This is a genomic window from Salmonella sp. NW884 (assembly GCF_051700745.1).
GTDB classification, from domain to species: Bacteria; Pseudomonadota; Gammaproteobacteria; order Enterobacterales; family Enterobacteriaceae; genus Salmonella; species Salmonella enterica.
Window position 1 is genome coordinate 299,051 of sequence record NZ_JAMMDE010000002.1, and the last position, 16,780, is coordinate 315,830.

General features: G+C 53.2%; 18 protein-coding genes. 12 read left to right on the top strand and 6 right to left on the bottom strand.

The annotated features are described in order from the left end of the window. Positions 1-90 precede the first annotated feature (90 nt). Complete coding sequence (gene metK / locus NA197_RS05940) at positions 91-1,245, bottom strand: methionine adenosyltransferase (RefSeq protein WP_058144905.1); 1,155 nt, start codon at positions 1,243-1,245, stop codon at positions 91-93. A 55-nt stretch (positions 1,246-1,300) separates the two neighbouring features. On the opposite strand from metK, the gene NA197_RS05945 reads away from it, so the two are divergent. The 5 genes from NA197_RS05945 (at position 1,301) to speB (ending at position 5,160) form a co-directional block, all read left to right on the top strand. Next, positions 1,301-1,600 carry a hypothetical protein gene (locus tag NA197_RS05945; protein WP_001540882.1) on the top strand — a complete coding sequence of 100 codons (300 nt, stop codon included), beginning with the start codon at positions 1,301-1,303 and terminating at the stop codon, positions 1,598-1,600. 59 nt (positions 1,601-1,659) lie between these two features. Continuing rightward, on the top strand, positions 1,660-1,809 hold the full coding sequence (locus NA197_RS05950) for a hypothetical protein (protein WP_001751809.1): 150 nt from the start codon (positions 1,660-1,662) through the stop codon (positions 1,807-1,809). Positions 1,810-1,894: 85 nt separating this feature from the next. Further along, positions 1,895-2,026: an acid stress response protein YqgB gene (yqgB, locus tag NA197_RS05955; RefSeq protein ID WP_000729109.1), complete on the top strand. Its 132-nt coding sequence runs from the start codon at positions 1,895-1,897 to the stop codon at positions 2,024-2,026. A gap of 8 nt (positions 2,027-2,034) precedes the next feature. Next, a complete protein-coding gene (speA, locus tag NA197_RS05960; RefSeq protein ID WP_001278580.1) occupies positions 2,035-4,011 on the top strand; it encodes a biosynthetic arginine decarboxylase in 1,977 nt (658 codons plus the stop codon). A 228-nt stretch (positions 4,012-4,239) separates the two neighbouring features. Next, positions 4,240-5,160: an agmatinase gene (gene speB / locus NA197_RS05965; protein WP_000105550.1), complete on the top strand. Its 921-nt coding sequence runs from the start codon at positions 4,240-4,242 to the stop codon at positions 5,158-5,160. A 100-nt stretch (positions 5,161-5,260) separates the two neighbouring features. Here the strand turns inward: speB and NA197_RS05970 are convergent, their stop codons facing one another. Then, a complete protein-coding gene (locus NA197_RS05970) occupies positions 5,261-6,019 on the bottom strand; it encodes a M48 family metallopeptidase (protein ID WP_000701825.1) in 759 nt (252 codons plus the stop codon). A gap of 275 nt (positions 6,020-6,294) precedes the next feature. Between NA197_RS05970 and tkt the strand changes: the two genes are divergently transcribed. From tkt to NA197_RS06005, 7 genes are all read left to right on the top strand, one after another. Further along, entirely contained in the window at positions 6,295-8,286 is a 1,992-nt protein-coding gene (tkt, locus tag NA197_RS05975) for a transketolase (RefSeq protein WP_000098651.1), read from the top strand. Positions 8,287-8,600: 314 nt separating this feature from the next. Continuing rightward, positions 8,601-9,044 carry a PTS mannitol transporter subunit IIA gene (cmtB, locus tag NA197_RS05980; protein ID WP_001518319.1) on the top strand — a complete coding sequence of 148 codons (444 nt, stop codon included), beginning with the start codon at positions 8,601-8,603 and terminating at the stop codon, positions 9,042-9,044. A gap of 27 nt (positions 9,045-9,071) precedes the next feature. Beyond that, entirely contained in the window at positions 9,072-10,451 is a 1,380-nt protein-coding gene (locus tag NA197_RS05985; RefSeq protein WP_000400411.1) for a PTS mannitol transporter subunit IICB, read from the top strand. Positions 10,452-10,474: 23 nt separating this feature from the next. Beyond that, complete coding sequence (locus NA197_RS05990; RefSeq protein WP_064043087.1) at positions 10,475-11,749, top strand: zinc-binding dehydrogenase; 1,275 nt, start codon at positions 10,475-10,477, stop codon at positions 11,747-11,749. Further along, entirely contained in the window at positions 11,746-12,717 is a 972-nt protein-coding gene (gene glpX, locus NA197_RS05995) for a class II fructose-bisphosphatase (protein WP_064043086.1), read from the top strand. The genes NA197_RS05990 and glpX overlap by 4 nt, the downstream gene beginning before the upstream one ends. A gap of 213 nt (positions 12,718-12,930) precedes the next feature. After that, entirely contained in the window at positions 12,931-13,440 is a 510-nt protein-coding gene (locus tag NA197_RS06000; RefSeq protein ID WP_000209974.1) for an MltR family transcriptional regulator, read from the top strand. Continuing rightward, the gene (locus tag NA197_RS06005) at positions 13,437-14,153 is read left to right on the top strand and encodes a nucleoside/nucleotide kinase family protein (protein WP_064043085.1); all 717 of its coding nucleotides are present in this window, start codon (positions 13,437-13,439) and stop codon (positions 14,151-14,153) included. The genes NA197_RS06000 and NA197_RS06005 overlap by 4 nt, the downstream gene beginning before the upstream one ends. Here the strand turns inward: NA197_RS06005 and NA197_RS06010 are convergent. From NA197_RS06010 to NA197_RS06025, 4 genes are read right to left on the bottom strand one after another with little or no spacing between them, the layout of a single operon-like run. Then, a complete protein-coding gene (locus NA197_RS06010) occupies positions 14,122-14,811 on the bottom strand; it encodes an energy-coupling factor ABC transporter ATP-binding protein (protein WP_000956926.1) in 690 nt (229 codons plus the stop codon). The genes NA197_RS06005 and NA197_RS06010 overlap by 32 nt on opposite strands. Beyond that, positions 14,805-15,482, bottom strand: a complete 678-nt coding sequence (locus NA197_RS06015; RefSeq protein ID WP_064043088.1) for an ABC transporter ATP-binding protein — start codon at positions 15,480-15,482, stop codon at positions 14,805-14,807. The genes NA197_RS06010 and NA197_RS06015 overlap by 7 nt, the downstream gene beginning before the upstream one ends. Next, positions 15,470-16,177 carry an energy-coupling factor transporter transmembrane component T gene (locus NA197_RS06020; protein ID WP_064043084.1) on the bottom strand — a complete coding sequence of 236 codons (708 nt, stop codon included), beginning with the start codon at positions 16,175-16,177 and terminating at the stop codon, positions 15,470-15,472. Before NA197_RS06020 ends, NA197_RS06015 begins: the two co-directional genes overlap by 13 nt. Next, the gene (locus tag NA197_RS06025) at positions 16,178-16,756 is read right to left on the bottom strand and encodes an ECF transporter S component (RefSeq protein ID WP_000124001.1); all 579 of its coding nucleotides are present in this window, start codon (positions 16,754-16,756) and stop codon (positions 16,178-16,180) included. It abuts the gene before it with no gap. Positions 16,757-16,780: the final 24 nt, after the last annotated feature.

Consider the following 16,780-nt stretch of genomic DNA (forward strand, 5'->3'; position numbering starts at 1 on the left):
GTATCAGCAATGATAAAGGCCAGCAGGGCGCTGGCCTTGATAAGTACGGTATGGTTTACCTGACTGAAAAACAGCGTCAGGCGCGGGCGATTATTTCAGACCGGCAGCATCGCGCAGCAGTTGCGCTTTGTCGGTTTTTTCCCATGGGAAGTTTTCGCGACCGAAGTGGCCGTAAGCCGCAGTTTCTTTGTAGATCGGGTGCAGCAGATCCAGCATCTGAATCAAGCCGTACGGGCGCAGGTCGAAGAATTCGCGCACCAGCAGAATCAACTGTTCAGCAGGCACTTTTTCAGTACCGAACGTTTCCACCATGATGGACGTCGGCTCCGCTACGCCGATAGCGTAGGAGACCTGGATTTCACAGCGATCCGCCAGACCTGCCGCCACGATGTTTTTCGCGACATAACGCGCAGCGTAAGCTGCAGAACGGTCAACTTTAGACGGATCTTTACCGGAGAAGGCGCCGCCGCCGTGACGCGCCATACCGCCGTAGGTATCAACGATGATCTTACGACCGGTCAGACCACAATCGCCCATCGGGCCGCCGATAACAAAACGCCCGGTTGGGTTGATAAAAAACTTAGTGGACGTATTTAACCATTCAGACGGCAGAATGGGTTTGATGATCTCTTCCATCACCGCTTCTTGCAGCGATTTTTGGTCGATATCTTCTGCGTGCTGCGTAGAGAGAACCACGGCGTCGATACCGACGATTTTGCCGTCGTCATACTGGAAAGTGACCTGGCTTTTTGCATCCGGACGCAACCATGGCAGGGTGTCATTTTTACGCACTTCAGCCTGACGCTGTACCAGACGGTGCGCGTAGGTGATTGGCGCAGGCATCAGTACGTCGGTTTCATTTGTCGCGTAGCCAAACATCAGGCCCTGGTCGCCCGCGCCTTGTTCCAGCGGGTCTGCGCGGTCAACGCCCTGGTTGATATCCGGAGACTGTTTGCCAATTGCGCTCAGTACCGCGCAAGAGTTGGCGTCAAAGCCCATGTCGGAATGCACATAGCCAATTTCGCGCACCGTATTACGGGTAATCTCTTCGATATCGACCCAGGCGCTGGTGGTGATCTCACCGCCAACTAAAACCATGCCGGTTTTAACGTAGGTTTCACAGGCGACGCGTGCTTTCGGATCCTGTTGCAGGATTGCGTCCAACACGGCATCAGAGATTTGGTCTGCGATTTTGTCAGGATGCCCTTCTGATACGGACTCAGACGTAAAAAGGTGTTTTGCCATATTTAATTTCACCTAAGGAGAATTTAGTTAGCTCAAACTGTTGTGCGGAATAGTCATGACAGAAGATTCTACCATGAGTCTGAAGGTCGCTGACACTGGCAGTCTGAGTGTTAATCAGTATGGATGGATTAACATCTGGACGGCTATTTTAGGTCACTTCTTCGCCCAATTTCCAGCTTTTTTTGAAGGCCGTCGCAATGTCGGTCAAAATCAGGCGGTAAACGTTTCTGATAATGCTGACATTATGCGCATTTATGCTTTGCTTTTTTTCTGCGTTCTGGGTATAAAACGCGACGCGCGGCTCATACAAAAGCACACGACGTTTTCTTCGTGTCGCCACTTCCAGCCGGGTTAAAACGTTGCTTTGGCTTGTGGGTTCGTCTTACGAGGCGGCCGTGGAGGTGATACGAGATAATGAACCGTTGTATTCTGCTGAATCTGTCGCATCGTTCTGGTGCGCGCATGTCCCCCGCAATCTGCATCTCTGCTTTGCATACCTGCCGATGTTATACCCATCTCGGCGCTTCTCAGGATTCCAGAGCCGGCAATGGCGCTGAAGACTGAACAAGGGCGCTCTTGTTAACGCAAGAGTTTTCTCGTGGTTTCGCCGAACCGTTATCTGTGAGTTCGGTTACGTGTTTACAATGATATGAAAAAGAAACCGGTCGCGCAGGCGGAGCATCAGCGCTATCTGCTGGAAAATCCGCTTGTCTATGGGTTGTTATCGCGTCTTCGGATTGCGATAGTAGTCAACTGTTTTACACTTGCTAATAAAAATTGAGGTTCGCTATGTCTGACGACATGTCTATGGGTTCGCCTTCGTCAGCAGGCGAACAGGGTGTACTACGCTCCATGCAGGAGGTTGCAATGAGCTCCCAGGAAGCCAGCAAGATGCTGCGCACTTACAATATTGCCTGGTGGGGCAATAACTACTACGACGTCAACGAGCTGGGCCATATTAGCGTATGCCCCGATCCCGACGTACCGGAAGCGCGTGTCGATCTTGCCAAACTGGTGAAAGCGCGCGAAGCGCAAGGCCAGCGTCTGCCGGCGCTGTTCTGCTTCCCGCAGATCCTGCAACACCGTTTGCGTTCAATTAACGCGGCGTTTAAGCGTGCGCGTGAATCTTACGGTTATAACGGCGACTACTTCCTCGTTTATCCGATTAAGGTCAATCAGCATCGCCGCGTGATCGAGTCCCTTATCCATTCCGGTGAACCGTTGGGGCTGGAAGCGGGGTCGAAAGCGGAATTGATGGCGGTGCTGGCGCATGCCGGCATGACCCGTAGCGTGATCGTCTGTAATGGTTATAAAGACCGTGAATATATTCGGCTGGCGCTGATTGGCGAGAAGATGGGCCATAAGGTTTATCTGGTCATCGAAAAGATGTCTGAAATCGCGATTGTGCTGGAAGAGGCCGAGCGCCTGAACGTGGTTCCTCGCCTGGGCGTGCGTGCGCGTCTGGCCTCTCAGGGGTCCGGTAAGTGGCAATCCTCCGGCGGCGAAAAATCAAAATTCGGCCTGGCGGCGACGCAGGTGCTGCAACTGGTGGAGACCCTGCGTGACGCTGGGCGTCTGGACAGTCTGCAACTGTTGCACTTCCACCTGGGATCGCAGATGGCGAACATTCGCGATATCGCGACCGGCGTGCGCGAGTCCGCGCGTTTCTATGTTGAGCTGCATAAGCTGGGCGTGAATATTCAGTGTTTCGACGTGGGCGGCGGTCTGGGCGTGGATTATGAAGGTACCCGCTCGCAGTCCGACTGTTCGGTGAACTATGGCCTGAACGAATATGCCAATAACATCATCTGGGCGATTGGCGATGCCTGCGAAGAGCATGGTTTACCGCATCCGACGGTGATTACCGAGTCTGGCCGCGCCGTCACTGCGCACCATACGGTACTGGTCTCTAACATTATCGGCGTGGAGCGTAACGAATACACGGATCCGACTGCCCCTGCTGAAGATGCGCCGCGCGCGCTGCAAAATCTGTGGGAAACCTGGCAGGAGATGCATAAGCCTGGCACTCGCCGCTCGCTGCGTGAGTGGTTGCATGATAGCCAAATGGATCTGCACGATATTCATATCGGCTACTCTTCCGGCGCGTTTAGTTTGCAGGAGCGCGCCTGGGCGGAGCAACTTTATCTCAGCATGTGCCATGAAGTGCAGAAGCAACTGGACCCGCAAAACCGTGCGCATCGTCCGATTATCGACGAACTGCAAGAGCGGATGGCGGACAAAATGTACGTCAACTTCTCGCTGTTCCAGTCAATGCCGGACGCGTGGGGAATCGATCAGCTCTTCCCGGTGCTGCCGCTGGAAGGGTTAGATCAGGTACCGGAACGTCGCGCCGTGCTGCTGGATATTACCTGTGATTCCGATGGCGCTATCGACCACTATATCGATGGCGACGGTATCGCCACGACGATGCCGATGCCGGAATACGATCCAGAGAATCCGCCGATGCTCGGCTTCTTTATGGTCGGCGCCTATCAGGAGATCCTCGGTAACATGCACAACCTGTTTGGCGATACTGAAGCGGTTGACGTGTTTGTCTTCCCGGATGGTAGCGTCGAGGTTGAGCTGTCGGACGAAGGCGATACCGTTGCGGATATGCTGCAATATGTGCAACTGGATCCAAAAACGCTGTTAACGCATTTCCGCGACCAGGTAAAACAGACGGATCTGGACGATGCGTTGCAGCAGCAGTTCCTTGAGGAATTTGAAGCGGGACTGTACGGTTATACTTATCTTGAAGATGAGTAGCCGTTGATGCCCGGTGGCGCTGTGCTTACCGGGCCTACGAATGCAGGCTGGATAAGGTAAAGCCGCCACCCGGCAGAATGCTATACTCACTTGAACCCGTATGAATTAACGGCGATAATTCGCCGCAATAGCGATTTACAAATCAATCCCTTCCTCGTCGGGTTTAACGACGCGGAGGGGATTTTTTTTCATCTGTTTTAATGCAACGACTCTAAAAGAGGTCAGGACATGAGCACCTTAGGTCATCAGTACGATAACTCACTGGTTTCTAATGCGTTTGGTTTTTTACGTCTGCCAATGAACTTCCAGCCGTATGACAGCGATGCCGACTGGGTGATCACTGGCGTACCGTTTGATATGGCAACGTCCGGTCGCGCTGGCGGCCGTCATGGCCCGGCGGCGATCCGTCAGGTGTCGACCAACCTCGCCTGGGAACATCACCGTTTCCCGTGGAATTTTGACATGCGCGAGCGCCTGAACGTCGTGGACTGCGGCGATTTGGTGTATGCGTTTGGCGATGCCCGTGAAATGAGCGAAAAATTACAGGCGCACGCTGAAAAACTGCTGTCTGCAGGCAAGCGTATGCTCTCTTTCGGCGGCGACCACTTCGTCACGCTGCCGCTGCTGCGCGCCCACGCGAAACATTTTGGCAAAATGGCGCTGGTACATTTTGACGCGCATACCGATACCTACGCTAACGGCTGCGAATTCGATCACGGCACGATGTTCTACACCGCGCCGAAAGAAGGCCTGATCGATCCGCATCATTCGGTACAGATCGGTATTCGCACTGAGTTTGACAAAGACAATGGCTTTACCGTGCTGGATGCCTGCCAGGTCAACGATCGTGGCGTGGATGATATTCTCGCTCAGGTGAAACAGATCGTCGGCGATATGCCGGTCTATCTGACCTTTGATATCGACTGTCTGGACCCGGCGTTTGCGCCTGGCACCGGTACGCCGGTGATCGGCGGTTTGACCTCCGATCGCGCCATTAAACTGGTACGCGGTCTGAAAGATCTGAACATTGTCGGTATGGATGTAGTGGAAGTCGCGCCGGCTTACGATCAGTCGGAGATCACCGCTCTGGCGGCCGCGACGCTGGCATTAGAAATGCTCTATATCCAGGCGGCGAAGAAGGGCGAGTAAGTTGTTTTGCCGGATGGCACTGCGCTTATCCGGCCTACGCTTACCGGGCCTGTGTAGGCCGGATAAGGCGTTCACGCCGCCATCCGGCACTGTTCGGGGATTATTTGATCCCGTCCGCGCTCATACGATCGCGCACATGCTGTGCGCGTGCGGCGGACGCCGGGTGATCGTCGAACATTGAGCTTTGACGACCCGCTTCCAGTTTTGCCAGTTTCTCAAAGCTGGTGGCGAGTCCTGCCGGACTGATACCGCGTTTGCGCAACAGATCGTAAGAATAATCATCCGCTTCGGACTCCTGACGCTGAGAGAACTGCGAGTTCACCAGTTTTTCGCCAAGATCGCCAAGCTGTGATTGCGACAGGCTGCCGACAACGCCTCCTGCCGATGCCGCCGCAACTCGCACGGCGTTAGTGCCCAGCGCGACCTGCATCCCTTTCTTTACATGACCCAGAGCGACATGGCCCATTTCATGACCGATCACGGCTTCAACTTCGTTGTCGGTCATCATATCCATCAGTCCGCTGTAGACGCGGATACAACCGTTCGCCATGGCAAACGCGTTGACGTCTTTCGTCTCGTAAACCTTATAGTTCACCGGCTGGCCGTTAATGTTATCCCCCAGCGCGGCGGCAATTTTTGTCAGTCGTTTAGCGTATTCGCTGCTCGCCGGCGCGATTTTCGCTTTGCTGTCGAGCTCTTGACAGGATTGATCGCTCAACGCTTTTACCTGCGCATCGCTTAACGTATAGGCCTGAAAAGCTTCAGCGCCCGAAGAAAGCAGTCCATTAGAGTCCATATTCTGGCAACCGGTCAGCACCGTCGCCATGCCCAAAGCAAGCAGTAAAGCGCGAATTTTCATTTTTCTCTTCCATACGAATTAATATTATTTTGAAATGCGCCCGTTGCAGATGAATTAGCGCCTGGGTTAAGTATAAAGAAAAGCGTGGCAGGCAAGTTAGCTAATTGCGCAACATGCGAGCACGATCCGGAGATTTCTGAAGCGGTAAAAGGATGTTCCATGTACATGACGCGCGGCTTGGGGTAAATTGTTGGCAAATTTTCCGGCGTAGCCCAAAACGCGCTGTCGTCAAGTCGTTACGGGCATGGCCTTTCAACATCCGATCTGGAGTCAAAATGTCCTCACGTAAAGAGCTTGCCAATGCTATTCGTGCGCTGAGCATGGACGCAGTACAGAAAGCCAAATCCGGTCACCCGGGTGCCCCGATGGGTATGGCTGACATTGCCGAAGTCCTGTGGCGTGATTTCCTGAACCACAACCCGACCAACCCGTCCTGGGCCGACCGCGACCGCTTTGTGCTGTCCAATGGCCACGGCTCAATGCTGATTTACAGCCTGCTGCACCTCACCGGCTATGACCTGCCGATGTCCGAACTGCAGAATTTCCGTCAGCTACATTCAAAAACCCCGGGTCATCCGGAAGTGGGCTACACCGCTGGTGTTGAAACCACTACTGGCCCGCTGGGGCAGGGTATTGCCAACGCCGTCGGGATGGCGATTGCCGAGAAAACTCTGGCGGCGCAGTTTAACCGTCCTGGCCACGACATCGTTGACCACTTCACCTACGTCTTTATGGGCGACGGCTGCATGATGGAAGGCATTTCTCACGAAGTGTGCTCTCTGGCTGGTACTCTGAAACTGGGCAAACTGATCGCGTTCTATGATGACAACGGTATCTCTATCGATGGTCATGTTGAAGGCTGGTTCACCGATGACACCGCGAAACGTTTTGAAGCCTACGGCTGGCATGTTATCCGTGGCATTGACGGTCACGATGCCGACGCCATTAAACGCGCCACGGAAGAAGCTCGCGCCGTGACTGACAAACCGTCCCTGCTGATGTGCAAAACCATCATCGGTTTCGGTTCGCCGAACAAACAGGGGACCCACGATTCCCACGGCGCGCCGCTGGGCGACGCGGAAATCGCGCTGACCCGCGAACAGTTGGGCTGGAAATACGCGCCGTTCGAAATCCCGTCTGAAATCTACGCCCAGTGGGATGCGAAAGAAGCTGGCCAGGCGAAAGAGTCTGCATGGAATGAGAAATTCGCGGCTTATGAGAAAGCCTTCCCGCAGGAAGCTGCTGAATTCACTCGTCGTATGAAAGGCGACATGCCGGCTGACTTCGATGCGAAAGCGAATGAGTTCATCGCTAAACTGCAGGCGAATCCATCCAAAATCGCCAGCCGTAAAGCGTCCCAGAATGCCATCGAAGCCTTCGGTCCGCTGTTGCCGGAATTCCTCGGCGGCTCCGCTGACCTGGCACCGTCTAACCTGACCCTGTGGTCCGGTTCGAAAGCGATTAACGAAGATGCCGCAGGTAACTACATTCATTACGGTGTGCGCGAATTCGGTATGACCGCTATCGCCAACGGTATCGCCCTGCACGGCGGTTTCCTGCCGTACACCTCCACCTTCCTGATGTTCGTCGAATATGCCCGTAACGCAGTGCGTATGGCAGCGTTGATGAAACAACGTCAGGTGATGGTGTACACCCACGACTCCATCGGTCTGGGCGAAGATGGCCCGACGCACCAGCCGGTCGAGCAGGTGGCAAGCCTGCGCGTAACGCCGAACATGTCCACATGGCGTCCGTGCGACCAGGTGGAATCCGCGGTGGCGTGGAAATATGGCGTAGAGCGTCAGGATGGCCCAACCGCGCTGATCCTCTCCCGTCAGAACCTGGCGCAGCAGGAACGTACTGAAGAGCAACTGGCGAATATCGCCCGCGGTGGTTACGTACTGAAAGATTGTGCGGGCCAGCCGCAGATTATCTTCATTGCGACCGGTTCAGAGGTTGAGCTGGCGGTTGCCGCTTACGAAAAACTGACTGCCGAAGGCGTGAAGGCGCGCGTGGTTTCCATGCCGTCCACCGACGCGTTCGACAAGCAGGATGCGGCTTACCGTGAATCCGTGCTGCCGAAAGCGGTCTCTGCGCGTGTGGCGATTGAAGCGGGTATCGCTGACTACTGGTTCAAATACGTCGGCCTGAACGGCGCTATTGTCGGGATGACCACCTTCGGTGAGTCTGCTCCGGCAGAGCTGCTGTTTGAAGAGTTTGGCTTCACGGTGGACAACGTGATCGCCAAAGCGAAAGCGCTGCTGTAATCCTTAATACGGCATAAAACGGGTCGCTTCGGCGACCCGTTTTTATTTTTAGATACATTTATTTTTAGCTAACAAGGTTTTATTTGGGATTTTTATCACAATTTTGATATTTTTTTATTTATTGAATTTGCAATGTATATCACAAAATGAAACTTGCTTTTTATTTTTATAACTATAACAGGTTGTTTTATAGATAAATTATAATCATGTCATTTTAAGCGCTCGCTTTTTCGCTTGGATTGATTTCATTTTGCCGCCCGCGTATTTTATTTTTAACGACAGGTTGTACCCTAAAAATAAAATAAGGATAGTTTATGCGGTTAATAGATTATTTTCCTGAAGCATCTATTACAATAAGACCATTGGCACAAAATTGGCAGGAAGCTGTTGATTTTTCCATGTCATCCCTTTTGGCTAATCGTTATATAAATGAAAATTATATTCAGGCTATCAAAGATTCAACAATCAGTAATGGTCCTTACTATATTCTGGCACCTGGTGTCGCGATGCCTCATGCTCGCCCCGAATGCGGCGCGTTAAAAACCGGGATGTCATTAACATTGCTCAGGCAGGATGTGCAGTTTACCGACGAGGATGACGGCATAAAATTATTAATCGGCCTGTCAGCAGCAGATTCAGATTCACATATTGGCGCTATCCAGGCGTTAAGCGAACTATTATGTGAAGAGGATGTTTTAGCGGCGTTATTAGCTGCGAAATCAGAAAAAGAGCTGGCGGATATTATAGCTCGCGCATAATTATTCTCTCCTTTACAGGATATTAATATGGAACACAAGTCTGCTCGTGCAAAGGTCCAGGCTTTTGGGGGCTTTTTGACCGCGATGGTCATTCCCAATATCGGCGCTTTTATTGCCTGGGGTTTTATCACTGCATTATTTATTCCAACCGGGTGGATGCCAAATGAGCATTTCGCCAAAATTGTCGGCCCAATGATTACTTATTTACTGCCGGTAATGATTGGTTCTACCGGTGGACATCTGGTCGGTGGAAAGCGTGGCGCCGTGATGGGGGGAATTGGCACCATTGGCGTTATCATCGGCGCTGATATCCCCATGTTTCTTGGCTCAATGATTATGGGGCCTCTCGGCGGTCTGGTCATTAAATATATTGATCGATTGCTGGAAAAGCGGATTCCCGCCGGTTTTGAGATGGTGATTAATAACTTCTCGCTGGGTATCGCCGGGATGATTTTGTGCCTGCTGGGTTTTGAAGTGATTGGTCCGGCGGTACTTATTGCCAATAACTTTGTGAAGGAGTGTATTGAATCATTGGTACATGCGGGCTATCTGCCGCTGTTGTCTTTAATCAATGAACCGGCAAAAATCCTCTTTTTGAACAATGCCATCGATCAGGGCGTTTATTATCCGTTGGGAATGCAACAGGCGTCGGAAACCGGAAAGTCCATTTTCTTTATGGTGGCCTCTAACCCGGGGCCTGGCTTAGGTTTGCTGCTTGCCTTTACGCTATTCGGCAAAGGAATGGCAAAGAAATCTGCGCCTGGCGCCATGATTATCCATTTCCTCGGTGGGATTCATGAGCTCTATTTCCCCTATGTGCTGATGAAGCCATTAACACTCATCGCCATGATTGCCGGCGGGATGAGCGGAACATGGGTGTTTAACCTGCTGGATGGCGGCCTGGTTGCAGGGCCAAGCCCGGGTTCAATTTTCGCTTACCTGGCGCTGACGCCGAAAGGTTCTTTCCTTGCTACGATTGCTGGCGTAACGGCGGGAACGGCAGTGACCTTTATTATTACCGCTTTCATTTTGAAAATGGAAAAAAGTAGCGAAGCCGACAGCGAAGATACTTTTAGCGATTCCGCTAAAGCGGTGAAAGCCATGAAGCAAGAAGGCAAATTTTCATATCGCGACGTGAAACGCATCGCCTTTGTCTGCGATGCGGGGATGGGCTCCAGCGCAATGGGCGCCACAACGTTCCGCCGACGTCTGGAAAAGGCGGGCCTGACTATCGACGTTAAACATTATGCTATCGAAAATGTACCGGATGATGCCGATATTATCGTTACCCACGCCAGCCTTGAAGGACGGGTTAAGCGAGTCAGCGATAAACCCTTAATACTTATTAAAAACTATATTGGCGATCCGTGCCTTGATGATTTATTTAACCATTTGACATCGAATTAATATTTCAGGTTTCTGGAGTAAATATGAAAACGAAAGTAGCTGCTATATATGGCAAGCGGGATGTCCGTATCCGTGAGTTTGAATTACCCGACATTACGGAGAATGAACTGCTCGTAAGCGTAATTTCCGACAGCGTATGTCTCTCTACCTGGAAAGCCGCTTTATTAGGCAGTGAACATAAACGAGTGCCAGATGACCTGGAAAATCATCCAGTCATTACGGGTCATGAATGTGCTGGAATTATCGTCGAAGTAGGAAAAAATCTGACTGATAAATATAAAAAAGGACAGCGTTTTGTTTTACAACCGGCGATGGGCCTGCCGAGCGGTTATTCTGCTGGCTACAGTTACGAATATTTTGGCGGTAACGCCACGTACATGATAATCCCGGAAGTAGCGATTAATCTGGGCTGTGTTTTACCGTATCACGGCTCATATTTTGCCGCGGCATCGCTGGCGGAACCGATGTGCTGCATTATTGGCGCTTATAACGCCAATTACCATACAACACCTTATGTTTATGAACATCGGATGGGAGTCAAACCCGGCGGTAATATCGCGCTTTTGGCCTGTGCCGGACCGATGGGCATTGGCGCGATTGATTATGCCATTAACGGCGGGATCCAGCCGGCGCGAATTGTGGTGGTAGATATCGATGAAGCCCGCCTGGCGCAGGCGAAAAAACTGCTGCCGGTCAAACAGGCCGCCGAGAAAGGCATTGAGCTTATCTATGTGAATACCGCGGGCATGGCTGATCCTGCTGCGCAACTTCGGACATTAACCGATGGCGCAGGATTTGATGATGTCTTTGTTTATGCCGCCGTTCCGTCCGTCGTTGAAATGGCTGACGATCTTCTCGCCGAAGACGGTTGCCTGAATTTCTTTGCCGGGCCGACAGATAGCCAGTTCAAGGTACCGTTTAATTTTTACAATGTGCATTACAACAGTACCCATGTCGTAGGGACATCCGGCGGCTCCACAGATGATATGAAAGAGGCTATTACGTTAAGCGCAACAGGACAGCTTCAACCTTCATTCATGGTGACGCATATTGGTGGGCTGGATGCAGTACCGGACACCGTACTCAACCTGCCGGATATTCCCGGCGGTAAAAAGCTTATCTATAACGGCGTCACCATGCCGCTGACGGCGATTACTGATTTCGCCGAAAAAGGAAAAACGGATCCGTTGTTCAGGGAGCTGGCGCGTCTGGTTGAAGAGACGCACGGCATCTGGAACGAAAAAGCGGAAAGATACCTGCTGGCGCAATTTGGCGTGGATATCGGGGAGGCGGCATGATGTCTCTGGCATGGCCGCTATTTCGCATTACGGAGCAGGCAGCACTGGCTGCCTGGCCGCAAACCGGATGCGGCGATAAGAACAGAATTGATGGGCTGGCTGTTACCGCGATGCGACAGGCATTGAATGATATCGCCATCCGTGGGCGGATCGTCATCGGCGAGGGGGAAATCGATCATGCGCCCATGCTGTGGATTGGCGAGGAGGTGGGTAACGGCGAGGGGCCTGAGGTGGATATCGCCGTCGATCCTATAGAAGGCACCCGAATGGTCGCGATGGGACAAAGTAATGCGCTGGCCGTCATGGCGTTTGCGCCCCGGGGCAGCTTGTTACATGCGCCCGATATGTATATGAAAAAGCTGGTTGTAAATCGGCAGGCGAAAGGCGTGATCAATCTGGCGTTATCGTTAACCGATAATCTGCGAAATGTCGCCAGGGCGCTAAATAAGCCGCTGGAGGATCTGCGTATGGTCACGTTAGATAAACCGCGGCTGAAACCGGCCATTACACAGGCGACGCAACTTGGGGTTAAGGTATTCGCTCTCCCCGATGGTGATGTGGCGGCCAGCGTCCTGACCTGTTTGCAGGATAACCCTTATGATCTGATGTATACCATTGGCGGCGCGCCTGAAGGCGTAATTTCCGCCTGTGCGGTAAAAGCGCTGGGCGGTGATATGCAGGCGGAGCTGCTCGACTTTTGTGAAGCGAAAGGGGACAACGCTGACAACCGCCTGGTGGCGCAACAGGAGCGTCAACGCTGCGAAGAAATGGGCGTTGCGGTTAACCGCGTCTACTCCCTTGACGAGCTGGCTGCCGGTAACGACATTTTCTTTAGCGCGACGGGCGTTACGGGCGGCGATCTGGTTAACGGGATCCAACGGGTTGCGAACGGTGTGCGCACGCAAACTTTACTGATCGGTAGCGCAGATCGAACGTGTAATATTATAGACTCTCTGCATTCATGGTGACTTATCCCCGTCATTCTTCACGTTGCAAGTACGTTGGCGACGCGCGTTCACACCAGTCACTTACTCATGTAAGCTCCTGGTGGTTCTCTCTCTTGCCGCTTGTCTGCAACTCGAATTATTTAGGGTATATACTCTGGGCTTTTCAGGATAAAGGACGGTGGCAAGTCCACGTCCACCTGTAGCTTGAAAGACGATGAGTATATCGGGACACAAATGACGACGCTGACAGAAGACGATGTGCTTGAGCAACTGGATGCTCAAAATAATTTACTTTCGTTTATGACGACGGCACATAACATTTTGCTCCAGGGCATTAAGCGCTTTCTGCCGTCGCTATTTGTCGATAATGATGAAGAAATTGTGGAATATGCAGTGAAGCCGTTACTCGCCCAAAGCGGGCCGCTTGACGATATCGACGTTGCATTACGTCTGATTTATGCGCTGGGGAAAATGGATAAATGGCTCTACGCTGACATCACCCATTTTTCTCAGTTTTATCAGTACCTGCATGAACAAGACGCGATTCCCGGTTTTGCCGACGACATTACCTGGGACTTCATCAGTAACGTTAACTGTATTACCCGTAATGCGCCCTTATATGGCGCGCTGGAGTCGATGAAGTTTGCCGACTTCGCCGCGTGGTCTGAGGTGCGCTTTACCGGTATGGTCAAAACGGCGATGGCGCTGGCGGTAACGACAATTTTAAAGGAATTAACGCCGTGAAAATCGCATTAACGGTTAATGGGCTGCACGTTGAAGCACATTATCATGATGATGAAATAGAGAAGGTTCACAAGCCCTTACTGCAACAACTGGCTAAAATACATGCCGCTAAACCTGAGCGCCGTACCATCGTTTTTCTTAGCGCGCCGCCCGGCACAGGCAAATCCACGCTGACCACCTTCTGGGAATATCTCTCTCGTCAGGATGCTGGCCTGCCGGAAATTCAAACGCTTCCCATGGATGGCTTTCATTACTATAACCGCTGGCTGGAGGCGCATCATTTACGTGCCTGTAAAGGCGCGCCGGAAACCTTTGACGTCGATAAGCTGGCGGAAAATCTGCGTCTGGTGCGGGCTGGCGAAGCGACCTGGCCGCAGTACGACCGACAGCGGCACGACCCGGTGGAACACGCTGTTGTGGTCACGGCGCCGATCGTGATTGTGGAAGGAAACTGGCTCCTGCAGGATGACGAGAGATGGCGCGCGTTAGCGGCGTTTTGCGATTTCTCATTATTTATTCGCGCCCCGGCGGAAACCTTACGCGCCCGGTTGATTGGACGTAAACTGGCGGGAGGATTATCACAGGCGGAGGCGGAAACCTTTTATGAACGCACCGACGGCCCAAATGTGCGCCGGGTGCTGGAAAGTAGCCTGCCAGCCGATCTCATGCTGGAAATGACCTCTACGGGCGAATATCGGATGGCGTGTCCTTAATGATGTTACGCGGCGTTATCGCGCCATTATGCAGCCGTACCACCCGTGAAAAATGACGCCGGGTAAACGCAGCGTCATGGCTAATCGCCACGACGCTGGTTCCCCGTGCCCGGCATGTCGCCAGCCAGTGTTCAAATACGGTTAGCCAGTGGGCGTCAAAATCCCGGCTGGGTTCATCCAGCAATAACACAGGCGGCGCCATCGCCTCCAGACTGGCGACCGCCACCATCCGGCGCTGCGCGGCGTGCAGATCAAGCGGGTGCGCCTCGGCGACGTCCGTTAGCTGGCATAACCGCAGCGCGGCCTGCGTGCGCCGTGAAATTTCCTCCGCCGATAAGCGTTGTAGTTTCAGCCCAAAAGCGACCTCTTGTGCGACATTGCTGTGGAAAATCTGGTTTTCCGCTTCCTGAAAGAGTACGCCGATAGCGGCGGCGCGTTGACGATTTTTAAGCTGCGCAATCGGCTCTCCATTAAGCGTTACCGAGCCGGAAGTGGGGGAAAGCAGGCCGGCCATAATCCGTAACAGTGTTGATTTTCCCGCGCCGTTATCGCCGGTCAACGCCAGCCATTCGCCGTCACGAAGTTCAAGCGAGATGGCGTGCAGACAGTCTGCTGCGGCATCCGGCCAGCGATAAGCGACCTGATTTAACGTCAACATAATGGGGTTAGCGCTCCGTCGCGCAATTGCCATACCCGCTGGCATCGCGTCAGAAAGGGGAAATGATTACGCTCAAAAAGCACAATAAGAGAATGACGTTCCAGCGCCCACTGTTGTAGCCGTTCCAGCAGTGTCCCGGTGGCCGCTGAGGTCAGTCGACTGAAGGCTTCATCAAGAACTAATAGCCTGGGCTGCATGGCAAGCGCGCTGGCAATCACTACCCGCTGCGTTTCGCCGCCGGAGAGCGTGCCGGGATGGCGATGGCGTAACGACTGGCAGTTTGTCAGAGTCAGCGCCTCGTCAATGCGCCGTAGAATTTCTGCTTCATGGAGGCCGAGATTCTCCGGGCCAAACGCCACCTCTTCCTCTACGCTAAAGGTACAGCCGGAAAGCTGTAAATATGGCGATTGCTGCACCAACTGGATGGTGGGCGACTGTTCTACCAGCGGGAGCCGCCCGATAGGGACGCCAAGCAGTAAGCCTGTGCCGTTAATATCGCCGGGGAGATAATCCGGATACCAGCCAGCCATCAGTTGCGCCAGCGTACTTTTTCCGCTGCCGTTATCGCCGACTATCGCCACTATTCCGGGTGTTGAATAGTGGAAATCAAAACATGCCGGCGGGCGTGTCGCATCGGACGGAAGATAACGAAACTGCTCTAACGTAACCATATCCATACTCCCGCTTCCGCCACTATTAGCAGTACCATGCCATACCGCGCAACCCGTTGTAACATGCTATCTTTCGGCGCCCACAGCGTGGTTCGGGCTCGATGCAGCCGAAACCCCCGCATATCCAACGCCGCGCCGCGTATTGTCAGATCGTTAAGCGCATTTTGCGTAAGCGGCACGATCAGCGCAGGCATAGCCCGTAGCCGCTGATACCAGCCTTCATCCAGCGGTACGCCGCGCGCGCGCTGGGCTTCATGAACGATCGTCAGTTGTCGTTTGAGCTGTTCGACGACCAGCAGCGGGCCAGCGAACAGGTAAGCGATGCCGGGCGGCAGACGTGAAGCGAACAGGGCGCGAATAAACCGCTGAACCGGCACATACTGCATCCATAGCTGCGACGTCGACACGATCGCCAGCAGACGTAGCCATAGCGTAACGGCATATACCCAGCGCTGCGGATCGCGAGGCTGCCCGCTTATCCATTCTGTTAGCCAACCGCCATGTACCAGCCATAGCCCAAACCCTAAAGACAGCATCAGCCAGGCGACATACTTCGCCCGCCGCCGCGTTGATTTCAGCGCCAGCAGACAGAGGAAGGCCGCCGCGCTATAAATCGGGAGCACGGTCTGCGCAGGGAGTAGCAGCGTGGTGCAGGCCGCCAGCGCCCATAAGGTTAACGAGGTAAACGGATGCATTTAGCGTACAGCTGACATCGCAGGAAAATGCCGTGTCGTACGTAACGGTAGCTGACGCAACAGCACCCAAACGATGATCGCCGTCAGAATTTTATCGACCAGATTAGCGCCTATGACGGTAATCGCGACCGACTCCACCAGGTTTTGGCCCATTGAATGCATCCAGGCGACGAATAAATCAGCGCCGCTGCCGGTAACGCCGCCAAAAAGCGCGGTACGAAGCGGTACAGCGACCAGCGTCACCGCTAACGTAATGACGACCCCGCTGACGATCACTTTGGGCAGGGTACGAAACCAGCCTGCGCGCGCCAGCCACCCGGCGACCAGACCGATAACCATCGCTACCGGGGCAAACGCGGCAGCGATAGGATCGGTAAGCAGCCCCCACAGCAAGTTGGTCAGAAGCCCAGTCAACATGCCGATGAACGGCCCTAACAGTACCGCGCTAATTAAGGTGCCGATCGAGTCGAGAAAAATAGGCAGCTTCAACATGCTAATAAGCTGTCCGCCAATCATATTGATGGCAATAGCGATGACAATCAGCACCAGAGACTGGCTGGAAAACGGGCGACGCGCCATAAAGTACCTCTTAAAGAGTCGTCA

Coding starts and splice junctions, on each gene's coding strand:
- metK (WP_058144905.1), bottom strand. CDS start 1,245: ATGGCAAAACACCTTTTTACGTCTGAGTCCGTATCAGAAGGGCATCCT.
- NA197_RS05945 (WP_001540882.1), top strand. CDS start 1,301: ATGACAGAAGATTCTACCATGAGTCTGAAGGTCGCTGACACTGGCAGT.
- NA197_RS05950 (WP_001751809.1), top strand. CDS start 1,660: ATGAACCGTTGTATTCTGCTGAATCTGTCGCATCGTTCTGGTGCGCGC.
- yqgB (WP_000729109.1), top strand. CDS start 1,895: ATGAAAAAGAAACCGGTCGCGCAGGCGGAGCATCAGCGCTATCTGCTG.
- speA (WP_001278580.1), top strand. CDS start 2,035: ATGTCTGACGACATGTCTATGGGTTCGCCTTCGTCAGCAGGCGAACAG.
- speB (WP_000105550.1), top strand. CDS start 4,240: ATGAGCACCTTAGGTCATCAGTACGATAACTCACTGGTTTCTAATGCG.
- NA197_RS05970 (WP_000701825.1), bottom strand. CDS start 6,019: ATGAAAATTCGCGCTTTACTGCTTGCTTTGGGCATGGCGACGGTGCTG.
- tkt (WP_000098651.1), top strand. CDS start 6,295: ATGTCCTCACGTAAAGAGCTTGCCAATGCTATTCGTGCGCTGAGCATG.
- cmtB (WP_001518319.1), top strand. CDS start 8,601: ATGCGGTTAATAGATTATTTTCCTGAAGCATCTATTACAATAAGACCA.
- NA197_RS05985 (WP_000400411.1), top strand. CDS start 9,072: ATGGAACACAAGTCTGCTCGTGCAAAGGTCCAGGCTTTTGGGGGCTTT.
- NA197_RS05990 (WP_064043087.1), top strand. CDS start 10,475: ATGAAAACGAAAGTAGCTGCTATATATGGCAAGCGGGATGTCCGTATC.
- glpX (WP_064043086.1), top strand. CDS start 11,746: ATGATGTCTCTGGCATGGCCGCTATTTCGCATTACGGAGCAGGCAGCA.
- NA197_RS06000 (WP_000209974.1), top strand. CDS start 12,931: ATGACGACGCTGACAGAAGACGATGTGCTTGAGCAACTGGATGCTCAA.
- NA197_RS06010 (WP_000956926.1), bottom strand. CDS start 14,811: ATGTTGACGTTAAATCAGGTCGCTTATCGCTGGCCGGATGCCGCAGCA.
- NA197_RS06015 (WP_064043088.1), bottom strand. CDS start 15,482: ATGGTTACGTTAGAGCAGTTTCGTTATCTTCCGTCCGATGCGACACGC.
- NA197_RS06020 (WP_064043084.1), bottom strand. CDS start 16,177: ATGCATCCGTTTACCTCGTTAACCTTATGGGCGCTGGCGGCCTGCACC.
- NA197_RS06025 (WP_000124001.1), bottom strand. CDS start 16,756: ATGGCGCGTCGCCCGTTTTCCAGCCAGTCTCTGGTGCTGATTGTCATC.